The organism is Aeromonas fluvialis (assembly GCF_000819885.1).
GTDB lineage: Bacteria > Pseudomonadota > Gammaproteobacteria > Enterobacterales > Aeromonadaceae > Aeromonas > Aeromonas fluvialis.
In genome coordinates, this window is record NZ_CDBO01000068.1 from 100,178 (window position 1) to 122,450 (window position 22,273).

Here is a 22,273-nt window from a genome sequence, read left to right on the forward strand (position 1 = left end):
ACAGCGATGGCGACAAGGTGGGTGATAACAGCGATGAGTTGCCGCTCGACCCGTTACGCGATACTGCAGATGTCGTGACCACCGAAGAGGAGATATACAGCTACCTGGAGGATCACAGCAAACAACAACTCAATCTCAAACGGGTCACCAAGCAAACCACCAGCCGCTTCCTCGATGGGCACCAGGAAATAGCCGTGGAGGGCATCAACTATTACTGGAACAGCAGCAGTGCGAGCGTTGAGGAATTAAACGGTAAGCCGTTGATCTATAGTGAATATCGTAGCAAGGAGATCAAACAACCGGACGATAGCTTCGAGCGTCTTAACTGGTGGCATAAAGATCTCAATAAAGACGGCTTGTTCGGGTTTACCGGAGAGTCGTTCGAGGTAGGAACCCAAGGCGAGAACGATGCAGATTACTGGGTCTTCTTCGATGAAGACTCCCCCACTGGCGAAGGTGTCAGTATGAATCCGCTGCGCGCCTACGATGGGGGGGATTTGAAGGCACGGTTGGACGCTGATGATCTCTCCACCGTGGATATGATCCACCATTTTACCGTTACCCAAACCGGCGATACCCGGGTCAATCGCTTTTTGGAGTATCCGGCCCCCAAAGATGCCGCCACCCCACCCTACCCGTCACCGGCCGACTGGTTTGATCGCAACGTCATGGCACCCAATCTTGCCTATGTGAATAACACGGGTGACGCCTACACCGACTTCGATCCTTATGCCGAAACCGACACCTATGTCACGGGCGCAGATGGCTGCATCTCGCACACCGAAGAGCAGGACTGGCAAGCCGATGGCAATATTAATATCCGTACCGAGATCATTAATTGTCCTGACGGCTCATCCGAACAGCGGTTTGCCAAGCCAATCTGGCCCAACCCGCAAGATGAGGTGTTTGAAGAGTATGCCGATTACAACTGGCAAAACAGCATCACCATGACCCCCTACTGGTACGAGTACAGTGTCAAAACCGAGTTGGTCAATAGCCAAAAAGTGACCACCACTGCCGGGGCCCGCTATTTGCTGGACGGCAATACCAATACCCTGCTGGTCGATGGCGCCAACCCGAATGGTTACAAGTTTCACGACTATCTCTCCGTCCTGACCGCCGTCAGCCCAACGGAGAACATTGAGCGGGTTAGCTGGAACCATTACCACCTCGACGATCAGCCAGCTACCCCGATAGACGAGACCACCTTTACCGCAAAAACCGATGATACTGGCCAAGATGTTAAAATTTTCTTTAAAGAGGTTAACGACATCTGGGTTGGTCACCGTTTTGCCGAATGGGGTAGCCAACAGGTGACCAATTTGGCGGATAATATTGCGGCACTGCGGCAGCAAGGCGTCACCGTCGATCAGATCAACAGCACCAATCTGCCGGGACTGAGTGACTATGATGGTCATTTGCTGACCTCCTCCATCCGTTACCGTGCCGATGGCACCCCGAGAACCTGGTACTGGGTGACCAATCTGCCAGCCATCACGGATGATGCCGCTGGGCAAACCTGGAAGAAGGTGCCCATCCAACTGGTCAATCAGGGTCTGGATGGCTACGGCAAAAAGGGCTGGATCATCAATGATGCCGCCGGCACGCTGATCATGCTGCAGCCCAAGGTGGCAGAGCCTTGGGGGTGGTATGATGCCTATCAGGTCATCACGCTGGGTGTTTGGAAACCGAATGGTCAAGTAATTGATCCCAGTGGACGTTTTGATACCTGGGCAGGCTCTTTCTACCTCGACCCGGCAGCAGCAGATGCGGATTTGGCAAACCGTTAACCGCGTTCAAGGTTAAATAAAACAACACGGCCCCCGGGTGACCCCGGGGGCCGTTTTTATCGATGATATTGCTGAAAATGGGCTGGCATTACATCAGCAGGTCGGCAAACAGACTGCCGTTTTCAAAGAGCGGGAAACCGCTGGCACCTTGCGACTTGAAGGTCACTTGCCAGCCCGCCGTGTGGTGCAGATTGCTACTGACGTCTTCCAGACGTGGGCCCACAGGTGGCGACATCAAACAACGCATTGGTTTGATCCGCTTTGCCACTACAGATCTCGTCCGGTATGCATCCAACCCCCTTGCTGATATATTGATGACTGGCAGGAATGGAGTTCCGAGCGATGATGCAGCCTACTTTTCATCAATTTGATGCGGTGCAACTGGCCGATGTGCTCCGTCCCTATAAGGGGCAACGAATCGACGTATTGCTGGCCGAACAGGACGCTCACCAGGTTGCCGACCTGCAGCAGCAGTGTCAGCGCCTCAACATTCAGCTCTGTGGTGCCATCTTTCCACGCCTTATCAGCCGACACGGCTTTCATGAGCGCGGCGCCTGGCTGCTGCCCCGCCCCGCTTCCCACAATCCTCTGTTGATCCCGCTCTCCCCCGCCGCCTGCGTCGATGCGCTGGCCGACACCATCTGCGAGCAGTTGGCGTCCCGACTGGCAGAATGGCCGGACACGGAGAAGGTTCCCACCCTCTTTCTCACCTTTGACGCCATGTTCCCCCATATCGCCACTCTACTCGAGAGGATCTATCTACGGCTGGCGGACAGGGTCAACTATGCCGGTGTCAATGCCGGTAGCGGCCAGTTCACCGCCATGCCCTGCCTGTTTGACACCCAGAAATTGCTGGGCCATGGGGTCAGCTGTGCACTGCTCCCCCCCCACAGCCACCCCTTGCTGGATCACGGCTATCAGCTCACGACCCAGCCCATGCTCGCCACCAGCAGCGAGGGTAACAAGATCGCGTTTATCGACTGGGAGCCGGCCTTTAGCCGCTATCAATCCCTGATCCGGCAGCAGTTTCAGCAAAACCTCACCCCGGAGCAGTTCTACCGGTACGGCGTCCATTTGCCTCTGGGGTTGTTGCGGGCCAATGGTGATGTGATCGTGCGGATCCCGGTCGCCGTTACCGATGACGGAGCCCTGCTCTGCGTCGGAGAGGTACCGGATCACAGTATTCTCACCCTGCTGAAAGCCCCGGAAAGCCCCACTGAACTCGCTGTCGAACTGGCCAAAAAGCTCGGCCAACACGGTACACCCGAGCGCCTCGAGATCTACTACTGCGCCGGCCGTCAGCAGCACTTCGGCGAGCAGAGCGCCCTGGAGCTGGAGACCCTCTTTAGCCACAGCGGAGCCCACGAGCTGGTCGGGGCCCTCTCTCTTGGCGAGATCGGCAGTGTAAGGCCGGGAGACTACCCGCTCTTTCACAACGGCGCCATCCTCTGTCTCAGCGAGGGTCAGCAATGAATAACGATCACGCCATGGCCATTGTCTGCGATCTCGCCCTCTGCATCGGCCGGGAGGTCACACTCGATGCGCTGCTGACCAAGGTGTTGCAACGCTTTATGTTTCACTGCGCCACACCGGTTGGCCTGGTATTGCTGCAGCAGCGGGAAGGATATGAGCTTCTCAGGGTCATCGGTGATGATCAGCTATCCCGGCACAGTGGCTCGCTTCTCTCCTTGCCTGACTGGGTTGGTGAAGGCGACCACTCTACGCTGCAAACGACCTTGCCTCTCCCCGGTGGCCGGCCATACCAGTTTGCCTATCGGCTCAGGGTTGACGGGGGATATCTCTTCTTGCTGCTGGCCCCCCAACACCAACAACACACTGTGCCGGTCTGCCATCTATTTAGCCCGGTGCTCGGTAATCTGGCTCGCGCCATCCAGTTGTGCAAGGACAGCGAACAGCTGGCCAGACGCCAGCAGGCCGAGCTGGTCGACATGCAGCGCTTCAACGAATTCCTGCTCAAAGCCATTCCTATCCCAGTGTTTTACAAGGATGTCGAGGGGCGCTTTATCAGTTGCAACCCGGCCTTTACCCTGGTCACCGGGATCAGCAAGGCCGAGCTGCAGGGTAAGCGGGTAGACGACATCCTGCCCCCGAAGATAGCGGATGAATATGCCCAACGGGACATGGAAGTGCTGCGCAACAGACAGCCACAATATTTTGAACATACCCTGTTTGATCGAGAGGGGCGGCGCTACCAGGTGCTCAACTTCAAGGATCTCTTCTATGACCATCAGGGTGAGGTGGCCGGCATCATAGGCGCCCTGGTCGACATCACCCATATCAAGGAGAGCGAACAGCGCCAGCGCACCCTGCTGTTCCAGACCATAGCGGCCCTCTCCTCCGCCATCGCCCACAAGGATCCCGGCACCGCGGGCCACGAACAGCGCGTACATGATCTGGCGCTGGCCATCGGCCAGCATCTGCAACTCGCTCAGGCTCGGCTGGATGGACTGGGCCTCGCCGCCATGGTGCACAACATTGGCCTGCTGCAGATCCCGGCGGAGATCCTCACCCGCCCCCGCGGATTGAAGGAGGTAGAGTTCGAACTGATCAAGCTGCACCCGCAGGCGGGCTGTGACATTCTGCAACAGATAGACTTTCCCTGGCCCATCGCCACTATAGTGCAACAGCACCATGAGAACCTGGACGGCAGCGGCTATCCACAGGGATTGCAGGGGGATGCCATCTGCCTGGAGGCGCGCATCATCCGGGTGGCCGACTCCCTGTCCGCCATGATGGCCCACCGTCCATTCCGGCGGGCCATCTCCTTCACCGATGCCTTCGCCGAGCTGACCCGCTATGCTGGCGTCCACTACGACGAGCAGGTGGTCAGCGCCTGCTTCGCCGTCTGGCAGGCGGGCTACCGCTTTGTCCCCCCTTTGACCGAGGCAGGATCAAGATGAACTCAAGACCCATTACGCTCTTCACCGAACCGACGCGAGTCCCCCCGCTGTCAACGTTCGCACTGTTCAGCCAGGTGATGGATCAACTGCCCTATCGCGTGTTGTTCAAAGATACCCGCTCCATCTTCATCGCCTGTAATCGGCTGCTGGCCGACGATCTCGCCCTTACACCGGCCGAGCTGGTCGGCAAGTGCGATGTCGACTTTTTCCCGGCCGAGCTGGCCCAACGCTATCGGGATGACGATCTCCAGGTCATGACCAGCGGCACAACCCGGCATCACGAAGAACCCTATCTGAAGGGGGGTAAAAACCGCTGGCTCAGTACCACCAAGTTCCCCCTGTACGATGAGCTGGGCAAGGTGATCGGCGTCGGCGTCTTTTTCGATGATATCACCGAGAAGAAACAGCAGCAGGAGCGGCTGCAACAGTACATCTGGACGCAGGAGGCCATAACCCGCGCCCATCATGCCCTGCTCAAGCAGGGGGACGAGCAGACGCTATTGCAGGAGATCTGCGATGCCATCACCTTCGATGGCCGTTTTCCCCTGGTCACCGTGCTGTTGCAGGTCGCCGGGCAGGATGGATTGCAACTGGTCGCCCAGGCGGGTCATGCGCTCTGCGTTGCCAGCGACGACTGGCTTTCCCGGGATCCCGACCTGATCCGGGCCATCAGCACCGCGATGCCTTGCAACGAGACGCTTCCCTGCGAATTGGTACACCACTCGGTCACCCTGCGCGCCCACCTGCTGCTACCACTGCCGTGGCACACCGGCGAGAAGGGTGGCCTGCTTATTCACAGTGAGCAGGCCCGCCCCTTCACCGATGAGGAGGTGCACCTCTTCAGCCAACTGGCGGACTACCTTGCCTATGGCCTGCAGGCCCGCAACACCCAGCAGGCCTATCTCACCGCCCAGCGCGACCAGGTATTGCACGCCCGTCAACTGGAGCAGGCGCTGGAAGATGCCCTCGGTGCCATTGCTGCCGTGCTGGAGCAGCGCGATCCCTACACCGCCGGCCACCAGAAGCATGTCGCTACCCTGGCGCTGGCCATCGGCCGCGAGCTGAAGCTGGATGACAAGCGGCTGCGGGGGCTCTATCTGGGGGCCATGGTGCACGATATCGGCAAGATCCAGATACCGGTCGACATCCTCACCAAGCCGGGTCGGCTCACGCCCCAGGAGTTCAATCTGGTCAAGGAGCACCCGGGCGCCGGCTATCAGGTGCTCAAGGACATCGCCCTACCCTGGCCCATCGCCCGGATGATCCACCAGCACCACGAGTATCTCGATGGCTCCGGCTATCCTCAGGGGCTCAAGGGCGATGAGATCCTGCTGGAAGCCCGCATCCTCACCGTCGCCGATATCGTCGAATCCATGTCCTCGGATCGTCCCTATCGCGCCGCCCTCGGCATTCCCCAGGCCAGAGCCCACATCATAGATCTGCGCGGCACCAAGCTGGATGCAGAGGTAGTGGACGCCTGCTTGCGCATTCTCCATCGCGGTGAATTCACCCCCCATGAGCTGGGCCACGGCTAATCCTGATCACCACTGCCCATATTGAAAAACCGGCCAAATTTGGCCGGTTTTCTGTTTTTACGCGCTTGCGCTGTTGTGATTAACCCAGACGAACCCGGGCGTTGCGGAACATCCGCATCCAGGCGCCATCCTCGCCCCAGTTGTCGGGGTGCCAGGAGTTGGCCACGGTGCGGAACACCCGCTCCGGGTGCGGCATCATGATGGTGGCGCGACCATCGGCGGTGGTCACGGCGGTGATACCATCCGGTGAGCCGTTCGGGTTGGCAGGATACTGCTCGGTCACGCTGCCGCGGTTGTCGACAAAGCGCAGCCCCACCAGACCGCTCTGCTGCAGTGCACTCAGGTGAGCGGCATCACGCACCTCGACACGCCCTTCCCCGTGGGAGACGGCAATGGGCATCACGGAGCCTGCCATCCCGGCGAAGAAGGCGGACGGTGACTCCTGCACTTCCACCAAGCTGAAGCGGGCCTCGAAGCGCTCGGAGCGGTTGCGCACAAAGCGCGGCCACAGATCGGCCCCCGGGATCAGCTCGCGCAGGTTGGACATCATCTGGCAACCGTTGCAGACACCCAGAGAGAGGGTATCGCCGCGCTTGAAGAAGCGCTGGAACTGCTCGCGGGCGTTGTCGTTGAACAGGATGGACTTGGCCCAGCCTTCACCGGCCCCCAGCACGTCACCGTAGGAGAAGCCGCCACAGGCCACCAGGGTCTGGAACTCCTCCAGCTTGATGCGACCGGAGAGAATATCGCTCATATGGACATCGACCGCCGCGAAACCGGCACGATCGAACGCCGCCGCCATCTCCACGTGGGAGTTGACGCCCTGCTCGCGCAGCACGGCCAGACGGGGGGAGACCCCACGGGCGATATAGGGGGCAGCCACATCCTCGGACGGGTTGTAAGTCAGCTTGGCATGCAGACCCGGATCGGTGGCGTCCTGACGGGCGGCGTGCTCACTGTCGGCGCACGCCGGGTTGTCGCGCAGGCGCTGCATCTGCCAGCTGGTCTCGCCCCAGAGGGTGCGAAGGGCGGTGCGGCTGGCGCGATAGACCTCCTGACCGCCCCGCTGCAGGGTGATGAGGTCCCCTTCGCGCACCGTGCCAAGCACGTGAGAGCAAGCCGCCAGACCATGACCGGCCAGCAGGGTCATCACCGCCTCTTTATCTTCACGGCGTACCTGAATGACGGCGCCCAGCTCTTCGTTGAACAGCGCCGGCAGCAGCTCGCCGCCGATGCGATCGAGCTGGATGTCGAGGCCGCAGTGACCGGCGAACGCCATCTCGGTCAGGGTGACAAAGAGGCCGCCGTCGGAGCGGTCGTGGTAGGCGATCAGTTTGCGATCGGCTACCAGTGCCTGAATGGCGTTGAAGAAGCCCTTGAGCTGGACCGGATTGTCGAGATCCGGCGCCTTGTCACCCAGCTGGCGATAGACCTGCGCCAGTGCCGAGGCGCCGAGGCGCTGTTTGCCATTGCCAAGGTCGACGAGGATAAGGTCGGTTTCACCGAGATCGGTACGCAGCTGCGGAGTAACCGTGTTGCGCACATCCTCTACCCGGGCAAAGGCGGAGATGAGCAGAGAGAGCGGCGAGGTGACGCTGTGCTCCTTGCCATCCTGCTGCCAGCGGGTCTTCATGGACATGGAGTCCTTGCCCACAGGAATGGTGATGCCAAGGGCCGGGCAGAGCTCCTCACCCACCGCCTTGACCGCCTCATAGAGCCCGGCATCTTCCCCCGGGTGACCGGCAGCGGCCATCCAGTTGGCGGAGAGCTTGACCCGCTTCAGCGACCCGATATGAGCCGGCGCCAGGTTGGTGAGCGCTTCCGCCACAGCCATGCGAGCGGAGGCGGCGTGGGAGAGCAGCGCCACCGGGGTACGCTCGCCCATGGACATGGCTTCGCCGTGATAGCTGTCGTAGGTGGCAGCGGTGACGGCGCAATCGGCCACCGGGATCTGCCAGGGGCCAACCATCTGGTCGCGATTGACCAAGCCAGTCACGCTGCGATCGCCGATGGTGATAAGGAAGGACTTCTCCGCCACAGTCGGCAGGCGCAGTACCCGCTCGGCCGCGTCACTCAAAGTGATGCCATCGAGCTGAAGCGCTTTGCCTTGTGCCGGCAGGGTCACCACATCACGGTGCATCTTGGGCGCCTTGCCGAGCAGCACATCCAGCGGCAGATCGATGGGCTGATTGTCAAAGTGGCTGTCAGAGAGGGTCAGATGCTTCTCTTCGGTCGCGGTGCCGATGACGGCATAAGGGGCGCGCTCGCGCTCGCACAGCGCCTTGAACAGCGGCAGCTTGTCCTGCGCTACCGCCAGCACGTAACGCTCCTGGGATTCGTTGCACCAGATCTCCAGCGGGCTCATGCCCGGCTCGTCGCTCTGGATGGCGCGCAAATCGAAACGACCGCCACGCTCACCGTCGTTGACCAGCTCCGGCATGGCGTTGGAGAGACCGCCCGCCCCCACATCGTGGATAAAGACGATAGGGTTGTCGTCACCCAGCTGCCAGCAGCGATCGATCACCTCCTGGCAACGGCGCTCCATCTCGGGGTTGTCACGCTGCACCGAGGCAAAGTCGAGATCTTCGGCCGACTGGCCGGAGGCCATGGAGGATGCGGCACCACCGCCCAGACCGATGTTCATCGCCGGGCCGCCCAGCACGATCAGCGCCGCACCGACCGGGATCTCCCCTTTCTGGACATGTTCGGTGCGGATGTTGCCGATGCCGCCAGCCAGCATGATGGGTTTGTGGTAGCCACGCACCTCGACGCCGTTGTGGCTCGGCACCTCCTCTTCGAAGGTACGGAAGTAGCCGAGAATGGCCGGACGGCCGAACTCGTTGTTAAACGCGGCGCCGCCGAGCGGCCCCTCCTGCATGATGTCAAAGGCGCTGACTATGCGGCTCGGCTTGCCGAAATCCTGCTCCCAGGGCTGCTCGAAGCCGGGAATGCGCAGGTTGGAGACGGAGAAACCGACCAGACCCGCCTTGGGCTTGGCACCGCGACCGGTGGCCCCCTCATCGCGGATCTCGCCGCCGGAGCCGGTGGCCGCCCCCGGGAACGGGGAGATGGCGGTCGGGTGGTTGTGGGTCTCCACCTTCATCAGGATGTCGACCTGCTCCTGGTGATACTGGTACTCACCGTTGGCCGGGCTTGGGAAGAAGCGGCCGGCCTGGCTCCCTTCCATCACGGCGGCGTTGTCTTTATAGGCAGAGAGGACATGATCCGGCGTCAGCTCGAAGGTGTTCTTGATCATCTTGAACAGCGACTTGGGCTGCTGCTCACCGTCGATGGTCCAGTCGGCGTTGAAGATCTTGTGACGACAGTGCTCCGAGTTTGCCTGGGCAAACATGTAGAGCTCGATGTCGTTGGGGTTGCGGCCAAGCCGGGTGAAGTTCTCCACCAGATAGTCGATTTCGTCATCGGCCAGCGCCAGACCCAGCGCCACGTTGGCGTCGGCCAGGGCGGCGCGACCACCGCCCAGCACATCGACCTGGGTAAAGGGGCGCGGCTCGTGGTGGGCAAACAGGGCGGCAGCTTCGCTCATCTCGGCAAATACCACTTCCATCATCCGATCATGGAGCACGGCGGCAATGGCGCTGCGCTGGGCGGCACTCAGCTCACCCTGCCCCTTGATGGTCAGGTAATAGGCAATACCACGCTCCAGCCGCTTGACCTGTTTCAGGCCGCAGTTGTGGGCGATGTCGGTTGCTTTGGAAGACCAGGGGGAGATAGTGCCGGGGCGGGGGGTAACAAGAAACAGCTGACCGCTGGGGGTGTGTTCGGGGATGGTCGGGCCATAGCGCAAGAGCTGGCCCAAGGTCGCTCGCTCCGGGGGCGACAGGGGGCTTGTCAGCTCGGCAAAGTGCACATACTCGGCATAAACATCCTCTATCTCTACTCCGCTCTCTACTCCACTCTCCGTACCACTCTCGTTTCTCATCTGTGCGAAGCGTTGCAGCAGTTTTTGGACACGAAACTCAGACAGTGCTGGGGCACCACGCAAGATATCCATATGACCTTTCTCACCAAATTTTAAAGTGGGGGGGAATTGAGACGCGCGTATTATAGGGATCTGGCTCACAGCGGACAAACGTTTTTCTCACTTCATGCCGTGTGACTCTGCGCACACTCTCTGGTATAAAGGTGCCTCTTTTTTGACAAATGCCGATTTTTTCAACAAGGGTACTCACCTACTTGCGCTGCATTTTTCGACTGTTTATCGGGTTGTTGTTGACGCTGACTCTGGTTGGCTGCGACTTCTACACCCCCTCCAGCCAGCTGGAACAGATCCGCCAACGGGGCGAGATCCGCGTCGGCACCCTCTATGGCCCCACCTCCTATTACCAGCGTGATGACCTCGCCCTGGGGTTCGATTACGAACTGGCACAAAATTATGCCGACTGGTTGGGGGTGAAACTTACCATCATCCCGGTCGACACTACCGACCAACTGGTCGCCCTGTTGAAAAAGGGCAAACTCGATCTGGCCGCCGCCGCCATCATGATCACCCCCGAACGGCGCGAGCTGTTTCGCTTTGGCCCCGGCTTCTACCAGGTCTCTCCCAAACTGGTCTACCGCAACGGCAAACCCAAGCCTGCCTCGTTGAACGACATCAAGGGCAAGCTGGTGGTGGCCGCCGGATCCACCGGCGAAGATCTGCTCAATGAGATGAGCAAGGAGAATCCCAAACTGACCTGGAGCACCCGCGACAGTGCCGATGTAGAGGAGTTGCTCAAGCAGGTGGTAGATGGCGAGATCGACTACACGGTGGTGCAAGATACCGTGCTGGCCCGTAGCCAACGCTACTACCCCGAGCTCACCGAAGGGCTGACTCTGACCCAGAAACAGACCGTTGCCTGGGCCATGAGCAAGCTGCCCGATGACAGCCTCTATGCCAGTGTGATCGACTTCTTCGGTCAGCGCTTTATGGATGGTGCCATCGCCAAGCTCGACGAGAAGTACTTTGGCCACGTGCAGAACTTCGACTTTGTCGATACCCGCACCTTCCTCAAGCGCGCCAAGAGCTTGCTCCCCAAATACCAACGTCTATTTCAAACCTACGCCAAAAATATCGACTGGCGCCTGCTGGCCGCCATCAGCTATCAGGAGTCCCACTGGGACCCGCAGGCCCGCTCCTACACCGGTGTGCGTGGCATGATGATGCTGACCGAACCCACCGCCAAGGCAGTAGGGGTCAGCGACCGCCTCCACCCCGAGGAGAGCATCAAGGGGGGCGCCCTCTATCTGCAACAGATGATGGAAAAGGTGCCCGACTCGGTGCCCGAAGACGAGAAGGTATGGTTTGCCCTCACCGCCTACAACATCGGCTACGGCCATATGATGGATGCGCGCCGTCTGACCAAGGAGCTCGGCAAGAATCCCGATGCCTGGAGTGACGTCAAGGATGTGCTGCCACTGCTGCAGCAAGCCCGCTGGCATAGCAAGGTGCGTTACGGCTATGCCCGCGGCAGCGAGGCGCGCAACTATGTCAATAACGTGCGCCAGTACTATCAGAGCCTGCTCTGGCTCGACAACGAGCAGCAGAAGGCGCACCAACGGGAGAGTCTCGACAACGACAGCGAGCCGGAGATCGCCGAGCGCCCGACCATCATCGCCGAAGTGGTCAATCAGATCACCATGCGCTAACCAGCCATTATTCGGCTGTTTTCGCGCAAACTTCTCTGTTACCATCGATTCACATCGGAGCCTATCCGAAATCGCATTGTTTTCATTATGTTGAGAGATTAAATAACAGCAATTTCGGATGGGCTCCATCAATGACCCAAGGCCGGGATGGCCACCCAGTTGGGAGGAGACCAAGATGCAAAAACGTAGAAAAATCAGTCTGGTCAGAAAAGCGAAGTGCAGCTGGAGCCCCAGACGCAAACTCAAGCTTAATGACATCAAGCGCAACCTGTGGCGCAGAAATCGATCCTATACCCTGCTTATTGCAGAGCACACAGCATAAACCCGGCATTAGCCGGGTTTTTTATCTTCATTCTCACCTGACCAGCGTCTTACACCAGCGCAGCCTTGAACGCTACCACTCGCTTGGAGACCAGTGCGTTGCAGTGATTGCAAAAGTAATCCACCGCACCGCATGCCTGCAGCCGCTCCAGCTCCTGCTGGCAGGTGGGGCAGATGGCCGTGATGCGCACATGGGCCTGGCACTGGCCGCAGGTCTGATCCTTGCTGCGGGTATCCAGTTCCGCCTGACATGATGGACAAAGCAGGGCTTCCATTATCAACTCCTCGTAAAGTAGATCTGCCATGGATTGTCCCATGGCAGATCCCCCTCTTCTTATCCGGCACCTTATCACTGCGGGAATAACAAAGCGGCTGCCGGTGAGGGCAGCCGCCAGGGCTTATTTCTTCTTCATCTTCAACAGACGCTTGCGCTGACGCTCCTGACTCAGGGTCAGGTTGTTCTTCTTACCTTCAAACGGGTTGACCGACTCTTGGAATTCGACCCGGATCGGCGAGCCCATGATCTTGAGGGACTTGCGGAAGTAGTTGATCAGGTAACGCTTGTAGGAATCCGGCAAGTCGTTCAACTGGTTGCCGTGGATCACGATACGCGGCGGGTTGTAACCACCGGCGTGGGCATATTTCAGCTTGACGCGACGGCCGTTGACCATGGGCGGCTGGTGATCTTCCTGTGCCATCTGCATGATGCGGGTCAGCATGGCGGTGCTGGTCCGGCGGGTGGCGGACTGGTAAGCCTCCTGAATGGATTCAAACAGGTGGCCAACACCGCTGCCGTGCAGGGCGGAGATGAAGTGAACGCGAGCGAAATCGATGAAGCCCAGACGTCTGTCCAGCTCGTTCTTCACATCCTCTTTCACCTTCTGATCCAGACCATCCCACTTGTTCACCACCAGCACCACGGAGCGACCGGAGTGGAGCACGAAGCCGAGGATACTGAGATCCTGATCGGTGATGGTCTCCTGGGCGTCGATCACCAGCAGGCAGACGTTGGCATCTTCAATGGCCTTGAGGGTCTTGATGACGGAGAACTTCTCTACCGTCTCATGCACCTTGCCACGACGACGCACACCGGCGGTGTCGATGATCACATACTTCTGCTCGTCACGTTCCATCGGGATATAGACGGAGTCGCGGGTGGTGCCGGGCATGTCATAGACGATGACCCGATCTTCACCCAGCATGCGGTTGGTCAGGGTCGACTTGCCGACGTTGGGACGACCGACAATAGCAAACTTGATGGGCAAGTCGGCAAAGGGGGTCTCTTTGGTATCTTCCTTGGTGTCCAGATCACCGGCAGCCACCATGCGCAGCAGGGCTTCTTCGTCGAAGTCCTCCTCTTCCTCATCCTGCGCATCTTCATCGTTAGTCGCGTCGACCAGGGTCTCCAGATGGGGAGCCAGGGCCAGCTCCAGCAGGCTCAGCACGCCACGACCGTGGGCAGCCGCGATCTGATAGACCTCGCCCAGCGCCAGAGCGTAGAACTCGGAGACCGCGGAGTCACCGTCAATCCCGTCGGTCTTGTTGGCCACCAGAAACACCTTCTTGTGGGCCTTGCGCAGGTGCTCGGCGATGGCTTGATCCGCCGCGGTCAGACCGGCACGGGCATCCACCATGAACAGCACGACATCGGCTTCTTCAATGGCCAGCAGGGATTGCTCGGCCATCTTCAGCTCGATCCCCTCTTCAGTGCCATCGATACCGCCGGTATCGACCACGATAAATTCCAGCTCGCCCAACTTCGCCTGACCGTATTTACGGTCCCGGGTCAGACCGGGAAAATCGGCAACCAGGGCATCCCGAGTACGGGTCAAGCGGTTAAACAGGGTGGATTTCCCCACGTTGGGGCGGCCCACCAGGGCTACTACAGGAGTCATAAAAGCCTCATTCTCAAGACGACAAAGGCTCCGGGTCCGAAGACCAGGAGCCGGATATTCACATTATCGGACGATCAAGGACGCTTGAGGGCGTACAACTTGCCGTCACGGCTCTGCACATACAGGGTCTCGCCATCTGCCAGCGGGGCGGCGTAGAGACCACTGCTATCGAGCTGCTGCATCGCCTTGATGGACCCGTCGGTACGATCAAGCCAATACAGGTATCCTTCCACATCACCCACCACCACATAGTCACCGAAGATGACTGGTGCAGTGACGGTACGATTCTCCAGCTGGGTGTTGGACCACAGCTCCAGACCGTTGCGACGGTCGATGGCAAACAGATGGCTGCGGCTGTCGGTCAGCACGATGGCATTGCCGGTCATCGCCAGATCGCGATAGCCGGAATACTTGCGCTTCCACACTTCATCGCCAGTCATCAGCTTGCGCGCAATCAGCTGACCGTTATAGGCGATGGCATAGAGCTCATCACCGGCAATCAGCGGGCTGGCATCAACGTCGACCATGCGGTCCAGTTCGGTGGCACCACGCGGATCAGCCACCTTGGACTGGCGCACAGGCTGGCCGTTGCTCAGCAGGGCAATGCCCACCTTGCCATCGGCACGACCGTAAATCACGGCGCCGTTGGTGATGACCGGCGCACCAGCACTGCGCAGGGTCAGCGGCGGCTGCTCTTCGGAGAGCGACCACTGTATCTTGCCTTCGTCAGTGTCGAGCGCGATCAGGCGACCGGATGTGGTCAACACCACCACGCGGCCATCTTCAACCACCGGGCTCGCAACCACTTCGCCGGGCACATTGGTCTGCCACAGCACCTCACCGTTCTCTTCGTTCAGGGCGTAGACCACCCCGTTCTCGGAACCGAGGAACAGCTTGCCGTAACGGGAGACAAGACCACCGGAGAGGCGGGCACTGCGCTTGTCGGCATTGATCGGCTGATCGGCCAGATCGACGGTCCATAGGCGATCGCCACTGGCACGGTCAAAGGCGCTGACATCGCCATCACGGGCCGCCGCATAGATGCGATCCTCTTCCACCACAGGCTTGAGCTGGGAGTAGAAGTCACCGATGCCATCACCCACGGTGGATGACCATGCGGTGTCGGCCGAGAAGGCGGACTCCACCTTGGGCAGCGGCGCCATCGGGTTGAGATCCTCTTCCGAACTGAACAGGGAGCACCCCTGCAAGGCAAAGGAGACCGCAGCCCCCAGCGCCACCATCTTGAATAGATTACGCATCCGGTGCCTCACCAGTCGCAACGGCCGGCAAGGCCAGATCGTCCATCTTCAACTTGAGCTCGGCACTACCCTGCAGGCCACCGGCATCAGCCGCCGCCTGATAGGCGTCACGAGCCTCCTCAATCTTGCCCTGCTTTTGCAGCACATCACCACGGGCTTCGGCCACCTGGGCCTTGAAAGCCTCACTAGTTATTTTGCCCAGCTGGGCCAGTGCCTCATCGGCCTTGCCCTGATCGTTGAGCACTCGAGCCAGACGCAGGGAGGCGATGGGTTTGATGCTGTCGTCACCTGTGGTGGCGACCAAGGTTAGCTGCTCGGCAGCCAGATCCAGCTTGCCCGCTTTGACGGCAGCGGCAGCCAGTTGCAACGCAGCCAGTTCACCGTAGGAGTCACCCTTGTTGGCGGTGACAAACTGCTGTGCCTGCTCGAGACCGGCGGCATCGCCCTTCGCCAGCTGTTCAATCACCTGGTTGTAGGCCTGAGAGGAGGCCTCCATGGTCTCTTGCTGGTGCTGGTTGTAGTAGCGCCAACCGAACAGACCGACCAGACCGATGACGGTCCCGGCAATTACCGAGGTCCCGTTCTCTTTCCACCACTCCTTGATAACCTCAACCTGTTGTTCTTCGGTGGTATAGACTTCCACAGCTTACTCTCCTTTGGCTGCCAGCAGGGCAATGGCGGCGTCAACCTTGACGGTCTGTTGCTCGGCCTGACCACGCAGATATTTGATAGTGATCTCCCCGTTTTGTACCTCGGTCTCACCAAGGATCAGGGCGATGGTCGCGCCGCTCTTGTCGGCACGTTTAAGTTGTTTCTTGAAGTTGCCGCCGCCGCAGTGGCTCATCAGACGCAAGTCAGGCAGCGCATCGCGCAGACGCTCGGCCAGCTGGAAGCCAGCCTGCTCGGTCCCCTCGCCCACCATCGCCAGATAGACATCCACCGCCGGGCGGATATCGGCGTTGAGCTCGAGGGTCTCGAGCATCAGCACGAGACGCTCCATACCCATGGCAAAGCCCACGGCCGGGGTCGGCTGGCCGCCCAGCTGCTCCACCAGACCGTCGTAGCGGCCACCGGCGCAGACCGTGCCCTGGGCACCCAGGCTATTGGTGACCCACTCGAATACGGTCAGGTTGTAGTAATCAAGACCACGAACCAGACGTTCGTTAACGTCATATTTGATACCGGCAGAGTCGAGCAGGCGCTTGAGCCCCTCGAAGTGAGCCAGGCTCTCTTCGCCCAGATGATCGAACAGACGCGGGGCACCCACCAGAATGGCCTGCACCTTTTCATCCTTGGAGTCGAGCACCCGCAGCGGGTTGCTGTACATGCGGCGCTGGCTCTCTTCGTCCAGCTGATCCTTGTACTGCTCCAGATAGGCCACCAGCGCATCGCGGTAGGCGGCACGCTCGGCGCTCTGCCCCAGGGTGTTGAGCTGCAGGGTCACATGCTCGCTGATGCCAAACAGACGCCACAGGCGGTGGGTCAGCATGATAAGCTCGGCGTCAATGTCCGGCCCGTTGATGCCAAACAGCTCGACACCGAACTGGTGGAACTGGCGGTAACGGCCCTTCTGGGGACGCTCGTGACGGAACATGGGGCCCATGTACCACATCCGGCGTTCCTGGTTGTAGAGCAGACCGTGCTCGATACCGGCACGGACGCAGCTGGCGGTTCCTTCCGGACGCAGGCTCAGGCTGTCACCGTTGCGGTCTTCAAAGGTGTACATCTCTTTTTCGACCACGTCGGTCACTTCACCGATGGCGCGCTTGAACAGATGGGTCTGCTCGACAATCGGCATGCGCACTTCGCTGTAGCCATAGCTGGCCACGACCTGGCGCAGGATCTGTTCTACTTTCTGCCATACCGGGCTCTGCTCCGGCAGGCAATCATTCATACCGCGAATAGCTTGGATCTGTTTTGCCACGTTGATACTCGAGAAAAAGAGGTAAAATTTGGCCGCATTATAGGGAGTTTCACCCCCGAGGTAAAATCAGGGAGTCCGGATGCGGGGTCTAAAATCAGTCACCTGGAAAGAGGGCCACCCAATGTGGCCCCGTTTCGCTCACTCCTTGTCCATCAGGATCCGGTTGACCGGATCCAGCATGGCGGCCCGGGCGCGAATGCGTCGCTCCAGTACCGGAATGAGATCCTTGTTGTCGAGCCTGTCGACCCGCTGGCCTCCTTCATAGAAGGCACTCTTGTTGGCGGCACCCGCCAGACCAAGATCAGAGACCAGTGCTTCGCCCGGGCCATTCACCACGCAGCCGATGATGGACACATCCATCGGGGTGATGATGTCTTCGAGCCGCTCTTCCAGCGCGTTGACGGTGGCGATCACATCGAACTCCTGCCGCGAGCAGGAGGGACAGGCGATAAAGTTGATGCCGCGAGAACGGATACGCAGGGATTTGAGGATATCAAACCCGACTTTGATCTCTTCAACCGGATCGGCAGCAAGGGAGATGCGAATGGTATCGCCGATCCCGTCAGCCAGCAGCATGCCCAGACCGATGGCGGATTTCACCGCCCCGGCACGGAAGCCACCCGCTTCAGTAATGCCCAGATGGAGCGGCTGCTCAATCTGTTTGGCCAGCAGGCGATAGGCGCCGACGGCCAGAAACACATCGGAAGCCTTCACACTCACCTTGAAGTTCTGGAAATCGAGGCGATCGAGATAGTCCACGTGACGCATGGCGGAGTCCACCAGCGCTTCGGGGGTCGGCTCGCCGTACTTCTCCTGAATATCTTTCTCCAGCGACCCGCCATTGACCCCGATACGGATCGGGATATTAAGGTCGCGCGCGCAATCGACCACAGAGCGTACCCGCTGCTCGTTGCCGATGTTGCCCGGGTTGATACGCAGGCAGTCGGCGCCGTATTCGGCCACTTTGAGGGCGATGCGATAGTCGAAGTGAATATCGGCGACGATGGGGATACGGGTCTGCTGCTTGATCAGCTTGAAGGCTTCCGCCGCTTCCATGGTGGGCACGGAGACACGGACGATATCGGCACCGACCCGCTCGATCCGCTGGATCTGGGCGATGGTGGCGGCAACATCCGTGGTCTTGGTGTTGGTCATGGTCTGCACGGTAATGGGGGCATCGCCCCCAACCGGTACATGACCAACCATGATCTGTCGGGATTGACGACGAGTAATGGGAGATTCGTGAGAAGACATGGGAAACAGATTACTCCTGCGGCAATGAGAAGCGTGCCGTACGACCGTTGTTGTAACGGCTCATATCAAACGACTGCCCCTTGTAGTCAAGCTTGACGGCCATCGGCGCGCCAATGATGAACTTCAGGGGCTCGGCGCCTTCCAGCACCAGCTCGTCGTTGGCCTTCTTCAGACCGCTGAACAGGGTCTTGCCATTGGCATCTTTCACATCCAGCCAGCAATCAGCGGTAAAGCTGATCTTCAGTTGCGGCGCCGTCGCCGTCTGCGCGACAGCCTCTTCAGATTCGGTGCTTTTGGCGCCGGATACCGCAGTATCGGTCTCCGTGCTGTCAGCCGCGCTGACATCGGTCGGGGCCACGGCCGCAGAGGCAGAGGCAGAGGCAGAGGCAGAGGCAGAGGCCAGGGTAGCATTCGCATCTGAAACCACCGCAGGGGCAGCCACGTCAGTGGCGGCCGGTGCGATGGCAGCGCCTTCCACCGGAGCGGTGTTGATCGCATCGGGCGGCGTGATTGCAGGTTCAGCCGGAGTCGAACTGGTTGCACTCATCTCGGTGGCTGCCAGCGCTTCATCACCGGCGGAACGGCGAGAAGTACTCTGCCACCACCAGGCGACCGAGAGCGCAATCAACACCAGGATCACCAGCCAGGTGACGACCTTGAGGCGACTGTCGTTGGCTTGCTGGCGGGAGCGACGGGAGAAGCTCTGCATGTCGATATTGTCGGGAGGGGTCAGACCCAGCTTGTCGTAAGCGGCCAGAATGGTCTCGTCGGGAATCCCGACCAGTTTGGCATAGGTACGCAGATAGCCCCGAATAAAGGTATGGGACGTGTGTTTGTCGTAGGTATCGGATTCGATGGCGGCGATCAGGGTCAGACGAAGGTGAATGCGGGACGCAACCTGTTCTCGTGTCCAGCCAAGCTGTTCACGGGCGTTGCGCAGCAATTGGCCTGGGCCTACTGCCTGGGAGTCGTCTTGAAAATCGTGTGGCTGTTCAATAGTCATTGGCTAAATAACGCTTGGCTTGTTGCGAAGTGGGATATTGCCTTACCAGCTCAGTCCCGAATTGGTGAAGTAATGCCGGCTTGTCCATTGCCTGTGCCAGTATGAGTCTCAACCAGAGACTCTCCTCATTCTCGTCTGACACATCGGCAAAACGGGCGAGGTAGGACTGTACATCAGGCAGCTTGCCATCTTTCATGGAAAGCTCGGCCAAGTCCAGCAATAACCTTGGATTGCCAGGATTATACCCCAAGGCCAAGAGATAGTACTCGCTTGCTTTATCATTTCTACGATTTTGCAGGGCGCAAAGTGCCGCATTTTCATAGGTGCCGGCAATCTTCACATAACCTGGTTGAATAACAGCCTGGTTGAATGCCTTGTCTGCCTCATCATAACGGCCACGATCACAGAGGAAGGCGCCATAGTTGTTCATTGCGTCAGCATTGGACGGGTCCATGGCAAGGGCGTTCTTGTAATGCTCTTCAGCCGCCTTGAAATCCCCTACCCTCTGGTAGAAGTAGGCAAAACCGATCTGCACCTGAGGATTGGAGGGGTCATACTGGAGGGCGCGATCAAGATTGAACTTGGCCTGCTCCGCATTACCCTGACGCAGGTACTGAATACCCAGGTCGAGGCGGGTTTGGGCTGCCGCCTTGAGGTCGGGACCCACTTCACGCTGGGTGGAATTCTGGCCAGCGTAAGTGGTCTCGGTCACACAGCCTGGCAGCGCGCAGAGCGCTGCCACTACGATCAATGTACGTGTATCCATTCCCTGTCTATACAATGGCTTAGCATTTAAACCATTTTGACGGAAATCCCATCCTGTTGCATCCGATTTTTGATAGTTCGCTTGGTACGGTCAATCACGTCCCCCACCAGCTGACCACAGGCAGCATCGATGTCATCACCACGGGTCTTGCGGACAATCACGGTGAAACCGTACTCCATCAGCACCTTGGAGAAGCGATCGATACGGCTGTTGCTCGGCTTGCCGTATGGGTTGCCCGGGAAGGGGTTGAACGGGATCAGGTTGATCTTGCTCGGGGTGTCCTTGAGTACCTTAGCCAGCTCGTGAGCATGCTGCATGTCGTCATTAATATGATCGAGCAGCACATACTCGACGGTCACTCGACCACCGTTGGCGTTTGACTTCTCGAGGTAACGACGGACACCGGCGAGGAACTCCTCAATGTTGTACTTGTCGTTGATCGGCATGATCTCGGAACGCAGCTTGTCGTTCGGGGCATGCAGAGAGATAGCCAGCGCCACGTCGATTTGGTCGCCCAGCTTGTCAAGTGCAGGTACCACGCCCGAGGTGGAGATGGTCACCCGGCGCTTGGAGATACCAAAGCCGTAGTCATCCATCATCAGACGCATGGCGGGCACCACGTTGGCCAGGTTGAGCAGCGGCTCGCCCATCCCCATCATCACCACGTTGGTGATGGGACGCTTGCCACCGACCACGCGGGCAGCACGCCACACCTGACCGATGATCTCGGAGACTTTCAGGTTACGGTTAAAGCCTTGCTGGGCGGTAGAGCAGAATTTGCACTCCAGCGCACAGCCGACTTGAGAGGAGACGCAGAGGGTCGCGCGGTCATCTTCCGGGATGTAGACGGTCTCGACTTCCTGATCACCCACCTGCAGGGCCCACTTGATGGTGCCATCGGCAGAGCGCTGCTCACGGCTGATCTCGGGCGCCTTGATCTCGGCAATCGCCTTGAGGCGCTCTTTGAGCACCTTGTTGACGTTGGTCATCTGATCGAAATCATCACACCCAAAGTGATAGATCCACTTCATGACCTGATCTGCCCGGAATGGCTTCTCGCCCAGTTCGACGAAAAAGGCACGCATGGCATCCCGATCAAGATCCAGCAGGTTGATTTTTGTTTCGCTCATCAATGGCCTCAGTTCAAGCACTTCATCAATTATTGGCTGACGACGTCAGGGGGCAGCATTGTACAAATAATGGGTCTGGCTTTCCACCTGGAGAATAGAGGGATATTGCGTAAACGGCGAAAACAACAAAGGGAGCCTAAGCTCCCTTGCAGGCATCAGTCACGAAATTAGTCGCGGGAGCAGAGCTCATTTTCGCTGAAGAAGTAAGCGATTTCACGCTGGGCAGAGGCAAAGCTGTCGGCACCGTGCACCGCGTTGCGATCGATGCTCTCGCCGAAGCAGGCACGCAGGGTACCGGCCAGGGCTTGCTCGGGATTGGTCAGCCCCATCAGATCACGGTAACGCTGCACGGCATTTTCCCCTTCCAGCACCTGCACCATGACCGGACCGGAGGTCATAAAGGTCACCAGCGCATCATAGAAAGGACGGCCTTGATGTTCGGCGTAGAAGCCGGCGGCCTGTTCGCTGGTCAGACGCAGCATTTTGGCGGCAACGATAGTCAGGCCAGCGCTTTCCATGCGGTGGTAGATCTCGCCGATCAGGTTCTTGCTAACAGCATCCGGTTTGACGATAGAGAAGGTACGTTCGATGGCCATTGATATCTTTCCTTAACTACAGAGATTTATTGTTAGAATCCATGTTCGCTGGCGATTATACGTAAACAAAAACCGTAAAAACACACAAAAAAGCAACTTTTTATTAAATACAACTCCCTTGCAATCAACATCAACACTCATCTTGACCGAGCAGAGCCGGAAAATATGTGCGCTTGCGCACGAACGTTACCTTAAGCCGCCAAAAAACCATCTTTTGCTCACAATTCGAA

17 protein-coding genes are annotated in these 22,273 nt (G+C 59.0%); 5 read left to right on the forward strand and 12 right to left on the reverse strand.

All coding sequences use genetic code 11. The annotated features are described in order from the left end of the window. On the forward strand, positions 1–1,790 hold a 1,790-nt coding region (locus BN1125_RS14780), incomplete at its 5' end, for a hypothetical protein (RefSeq protein WP_042013182.1). An 88-nt stretch (positions 1,791–1,878) separates the two neighbouring features. Here BN1125_RS14780 and BN1125_RS19150 read toward each other — a convergent pair. After that, the gene (locus tag BN1125_RS19150; protein ID WP_156993403.1) at positions 1,879–2,025 is read right to left on the reverse strand and encodes a hypothetical protein; all 147 of its coding nucleotides are present in this window, start codon (positions 2,023–2,025) and stop codon (positions 1,879–1,881) included. Between the two features lie 107 nt (positions 2,026–2,132). On the opposite strand from BN1125_RS19150, the gene BN1125_RS14785 reads away from it, so the two are divergent. From BN1125_RS14785 to BN1125_RS14795, 3 genes are read left to right on the forward strand one after another with little or no spacing between them, the layout of a single operon-like run. Further along, positions 2,133–3,263, forward strand: a complete 1,131-nt coding sequence (locus BN1125_RS14785; RefSeq protein WP_042013183.1) for an FIST signal transduction protein — start codon at positions 2,133–2,135, stop codon at positions 3,261–3,263. Continuing rightward, complete coding sequence (locus tag BN1125_RS14790) at positions 3,260–4,711, forward strand: HD domain-containing phosphohydrolase (RefSeq protein WP_042013185.1); 1,452 nt, start codon at positions 3,260–3,262, stop codon at positions 4,709–4,711. The genes BN1125_RS14785 and BN1125_RS14790 overlap by 4 nt, the downstream gene beginning before the upstream one ends. Continuing rightward, complete coding sequence (locus BN1125_RS14795; protein WP_042013186.1) at positions 4,708–6,246, forward strand: HD domain-containing phosphohydrolase; 1,539 nt, start codon at positions 4,708–4,710, stop codon at positions 6,244–6,246. Before BN1125_RS14790 ends, BN1125_RS14795 begins: the two co-directional genes overlap by 4 nt. A 79-nt stretch (positions 6,247–6,325) precedes the next feature. Here the strand turns inward: BN1125_RS14795 and purL are convergent, their stop codons facing one another. Next, positions 6,326–10,261: a phosphoribosylformylglycinamidine synthase gene (gene purL, locus BN1125_RS14800; protein WP_042013187.1), complete on the reverse strand. Its 3,936-nt coding sequence runs from the start codon at positions 10,259–10,261 to the stop codon at positions 6,326–6,328. A gap of 149 nt (positions 10,262–10,410) precedes the next feature. Here purL and mltF point away from each other — a divergent pair, with 149 nt between their 5' ends. Beyond that, positions 10,411–11,895 carry a membrane-bound lytic murein transglycosylase MltF gene (gene mltF, locus BN1125_RS14805; RefSeq protein WP_042013188.1) on the forward strand — a complete coding sequence of 495 codons (1,485 nt, stop codon included), beginning with the start codon at positions 10,411–10,413 and terminating at the stop codon, positions 11,893–11,895. Positions 11,896–12,266: 371 nt separating this feature from the next. Here mltF and BN1125_RS14810 read toward each other — a convergent pair whose 3' ends face one another. The 10 genes from BN1125_RS14810 to ndk all read right to left on the reverse strand — a co-directional run bounded on the left by BN1125_RS14810 (position 12,267) and on the right by ndk (position 22,043). Then, entirely contained in the window at positions 12,267–12,491 is a 225-nt protein-coding gene (locus BN1125_RS14810; protein WP_042013189.1) for a zinc ribbon domain-containing protein, read from the reverse strand. A 123-nt stretch (positions 12,492–12,614) separates the two neighbouring features. After that, positions 12,615–14,111 (reverse strand): ribosome biogenesis GTPase Der, encoded by a 1,497-nt coding sequence (der, locus tag BN1125_RS14815; protein ID WP_042013190.1) that lies wholly within the window; start codon positions 14,109–14,111, stop codon positions 12,615–12,617. A gap of 74 nt (positions 14,112–14,185) precedes the next feature. Next, positions 14,186–15,370: an outer membrane protein assembly factor BamB gene (gene bamB / locus BN1125_RS14820; RefSeq protein WP_042013191.1), complete on the reverse strand. Its 1,185-nt coding sequence runs from the start codon at positions 15,368–15,370 to the stop codon at positions 14,186–14,188. Next, positions 15,363–16,013 (reverse strand): YfgM family protein, encoded by a 651-nt coding sequence (locus tag BN1125_RS14825; RefSeq protein ID WP_042013192.1) that lies wholly within the window; start codon positions 16,011–16,013, stop codon positions 15,363–15,365. Before BN1125_RS14825 ends, bamB begins: the two co-directional genes overlap by 8 nt. 3 nt (positions 16,014–16,016) lie before the next feature. After that, positions 16,017–17,294 (reverse strand): histidine--tRNA ligase, encoded by a 1,278-nt coding sequence (gene hisS / locus BN1125_RS14830; protein ID WP_042013193.1) that lies wholly within the window; start codon positions 17,292–17,294, stop codon positions 16,017–16,019. Positions 17,295–17,432: 138 nt separating this feature from the next. Further along, positions 17,433–18,548 carry a flavodoxin-dependent (E)-4-hydroxy-3-methylbut-2-enyl-diphosphate synthase gene (ispG, locus tag BN1125_RS14835; RefSeq protein WP_042013194.1) on the reverse strand — a complete coding sequence of 372 codons (1,116 nt, stop codon included), beginning with the start codon at positions 18,546–18,548 and terminating at the stop codon, positions 17,433–17,435. A gap of 10 nt (positions 18,549–18,558) precedes the next feature. After that, the gene (gene rodZ / locus BN1125_RS14840) at positions 18,559–19,551 is read right to left on the reverse strand and encodes a cytoskeleton protein RodZ (protein ID WP_042013195.1); all 993 of its coding nucleotides are present in this window, start codon (positions 19,549–19,551) and stop codon (positions 18,559–18,561) included. Beyond that, positions 19,541–20,332: a PilW family type IVa pilus biogenesis/stability lipoprotein TapF gene (tapF, locus tag BN1125_RS14845; RefSeq protein ID WP_156993406.1), complete on the reverse strand. Its 792-nt coding sequence runs from the start codon at positions 20,330–20,332 to the stop codon at positions 19,541–19,543. The genes rodZ and tapF overlap by 11 nt, the downstream gene beginning before the upstream one ends. Before the next feature lie 11 nt (positions 20,333–20,343). Next, a complete protein-coding gene (gene rlmN, locus BN1125_RS14850; RefSeq protein ID WP_033136073.1) occupies positions 20,344–21,447 on the reverse strand; it encodes a dual-specificity RNA methyltransferase RlmN in 1,104 nt (367 codons plus the stop codon). A 167-nt stretch (positions 21,448–21,614) separates the two neighbouring features. Further along, positions 21,615–22,043, reverse strand: coding sequence for a nucleoside-diphosphate kinase (ndk, locus tag BN1125_RS14855; protein WP_033136074.1), 429 nt, complete (start codon positions 22,041–22,043; stop codon positions 21,615–21,617). Between the last annotated feature and the right edge of the window lie 230 nt (positions 22,044–22,273).

Coding starts and splice junctions, on each gene's coding strand:
- BN1125_RS19150 (WP_156993403.1), bottom strand. CDS start 2,025: ATGTCGCCACCTGTGGGCCCACGTCTGGAAGACGTCAGTAGCAATCTG.
- BN1125_RS14785 (WP_042013183.1), top strand. CDS start 2,133: ATGATGCAGCCTACTTTTCATCAATTTGATGCGGTGCAACTGGCCGAT.
- BN1125_RS14790 (WP_042013185.1), top strand. CDS start 3,260: ATGAATAACGATCACGCCATGGCCATTGTCTGCGATCTCGCCCTCTGC.
- BN1125_RS14795 (WP_042013186.1), top strand. CDS start 4,708: ATGAACTCAAGACCCATTACGCTCTTCACCGAACCGACGCGAGTCCCC.
- purL (WP_042013187.1), bottom strand. CDS start 10,261: ATGGATATCTTGCGTGGTGCCCCAGCACTGTCTGAGTTTCGTGTCCAA.
- mltF (WP_042013188.1), top strand. CDS start 10,411: ATGCCGATTTTTTCAACAAGGGTACTCACCTACTTGCGCTGCATTTTT.
- BN1125_RS14810 (WP_042013189.1), bottom strand. CDS start 12,491: ATGGAAGCCCTGCTTTGTCCATCATGTCAGGCGGAACTGGATACCCGC.
- der (WP_042013190.1), bottom strand. CDS start 14,111: ATGACTCCTGTAGTAGCCCTGGTGGGCCGCCCCAACGTGGGGAAATCC.
- bamB (WP_042013191.1), bottom strand. CDS start 15,370: ATGCGTAATCTATTCAAGATGGTGGCGCTGGGGGCTGCGGTCTCCTTT.
- ispG (WP_042013194.1), bottom strand. CDS start 18,548: ATGTCTTCTCACGAATCTCCCATTACTCGTCGTCAATCCCGACAGATC.
- rodZ (WP_042013195.1), bottom strand. CDS start 19,551: ATGACTATTGAACAGCCACACGATTTTCAAGACGACTCCCAGGCAGTA.
- rlmN (WP_033136073.1), bottom strand. CDS start 21,447: ATGAGCGAAACAAAAATCAACCTGCTGGATCTTGATCGGGATGCCATG.
- ndk (WP_033136074.1), bottom strand. CDS start 22,043: ATGGCCATCGAACGTACCTTCTCTATCGTCAAACCGGATGCTGTTAGC.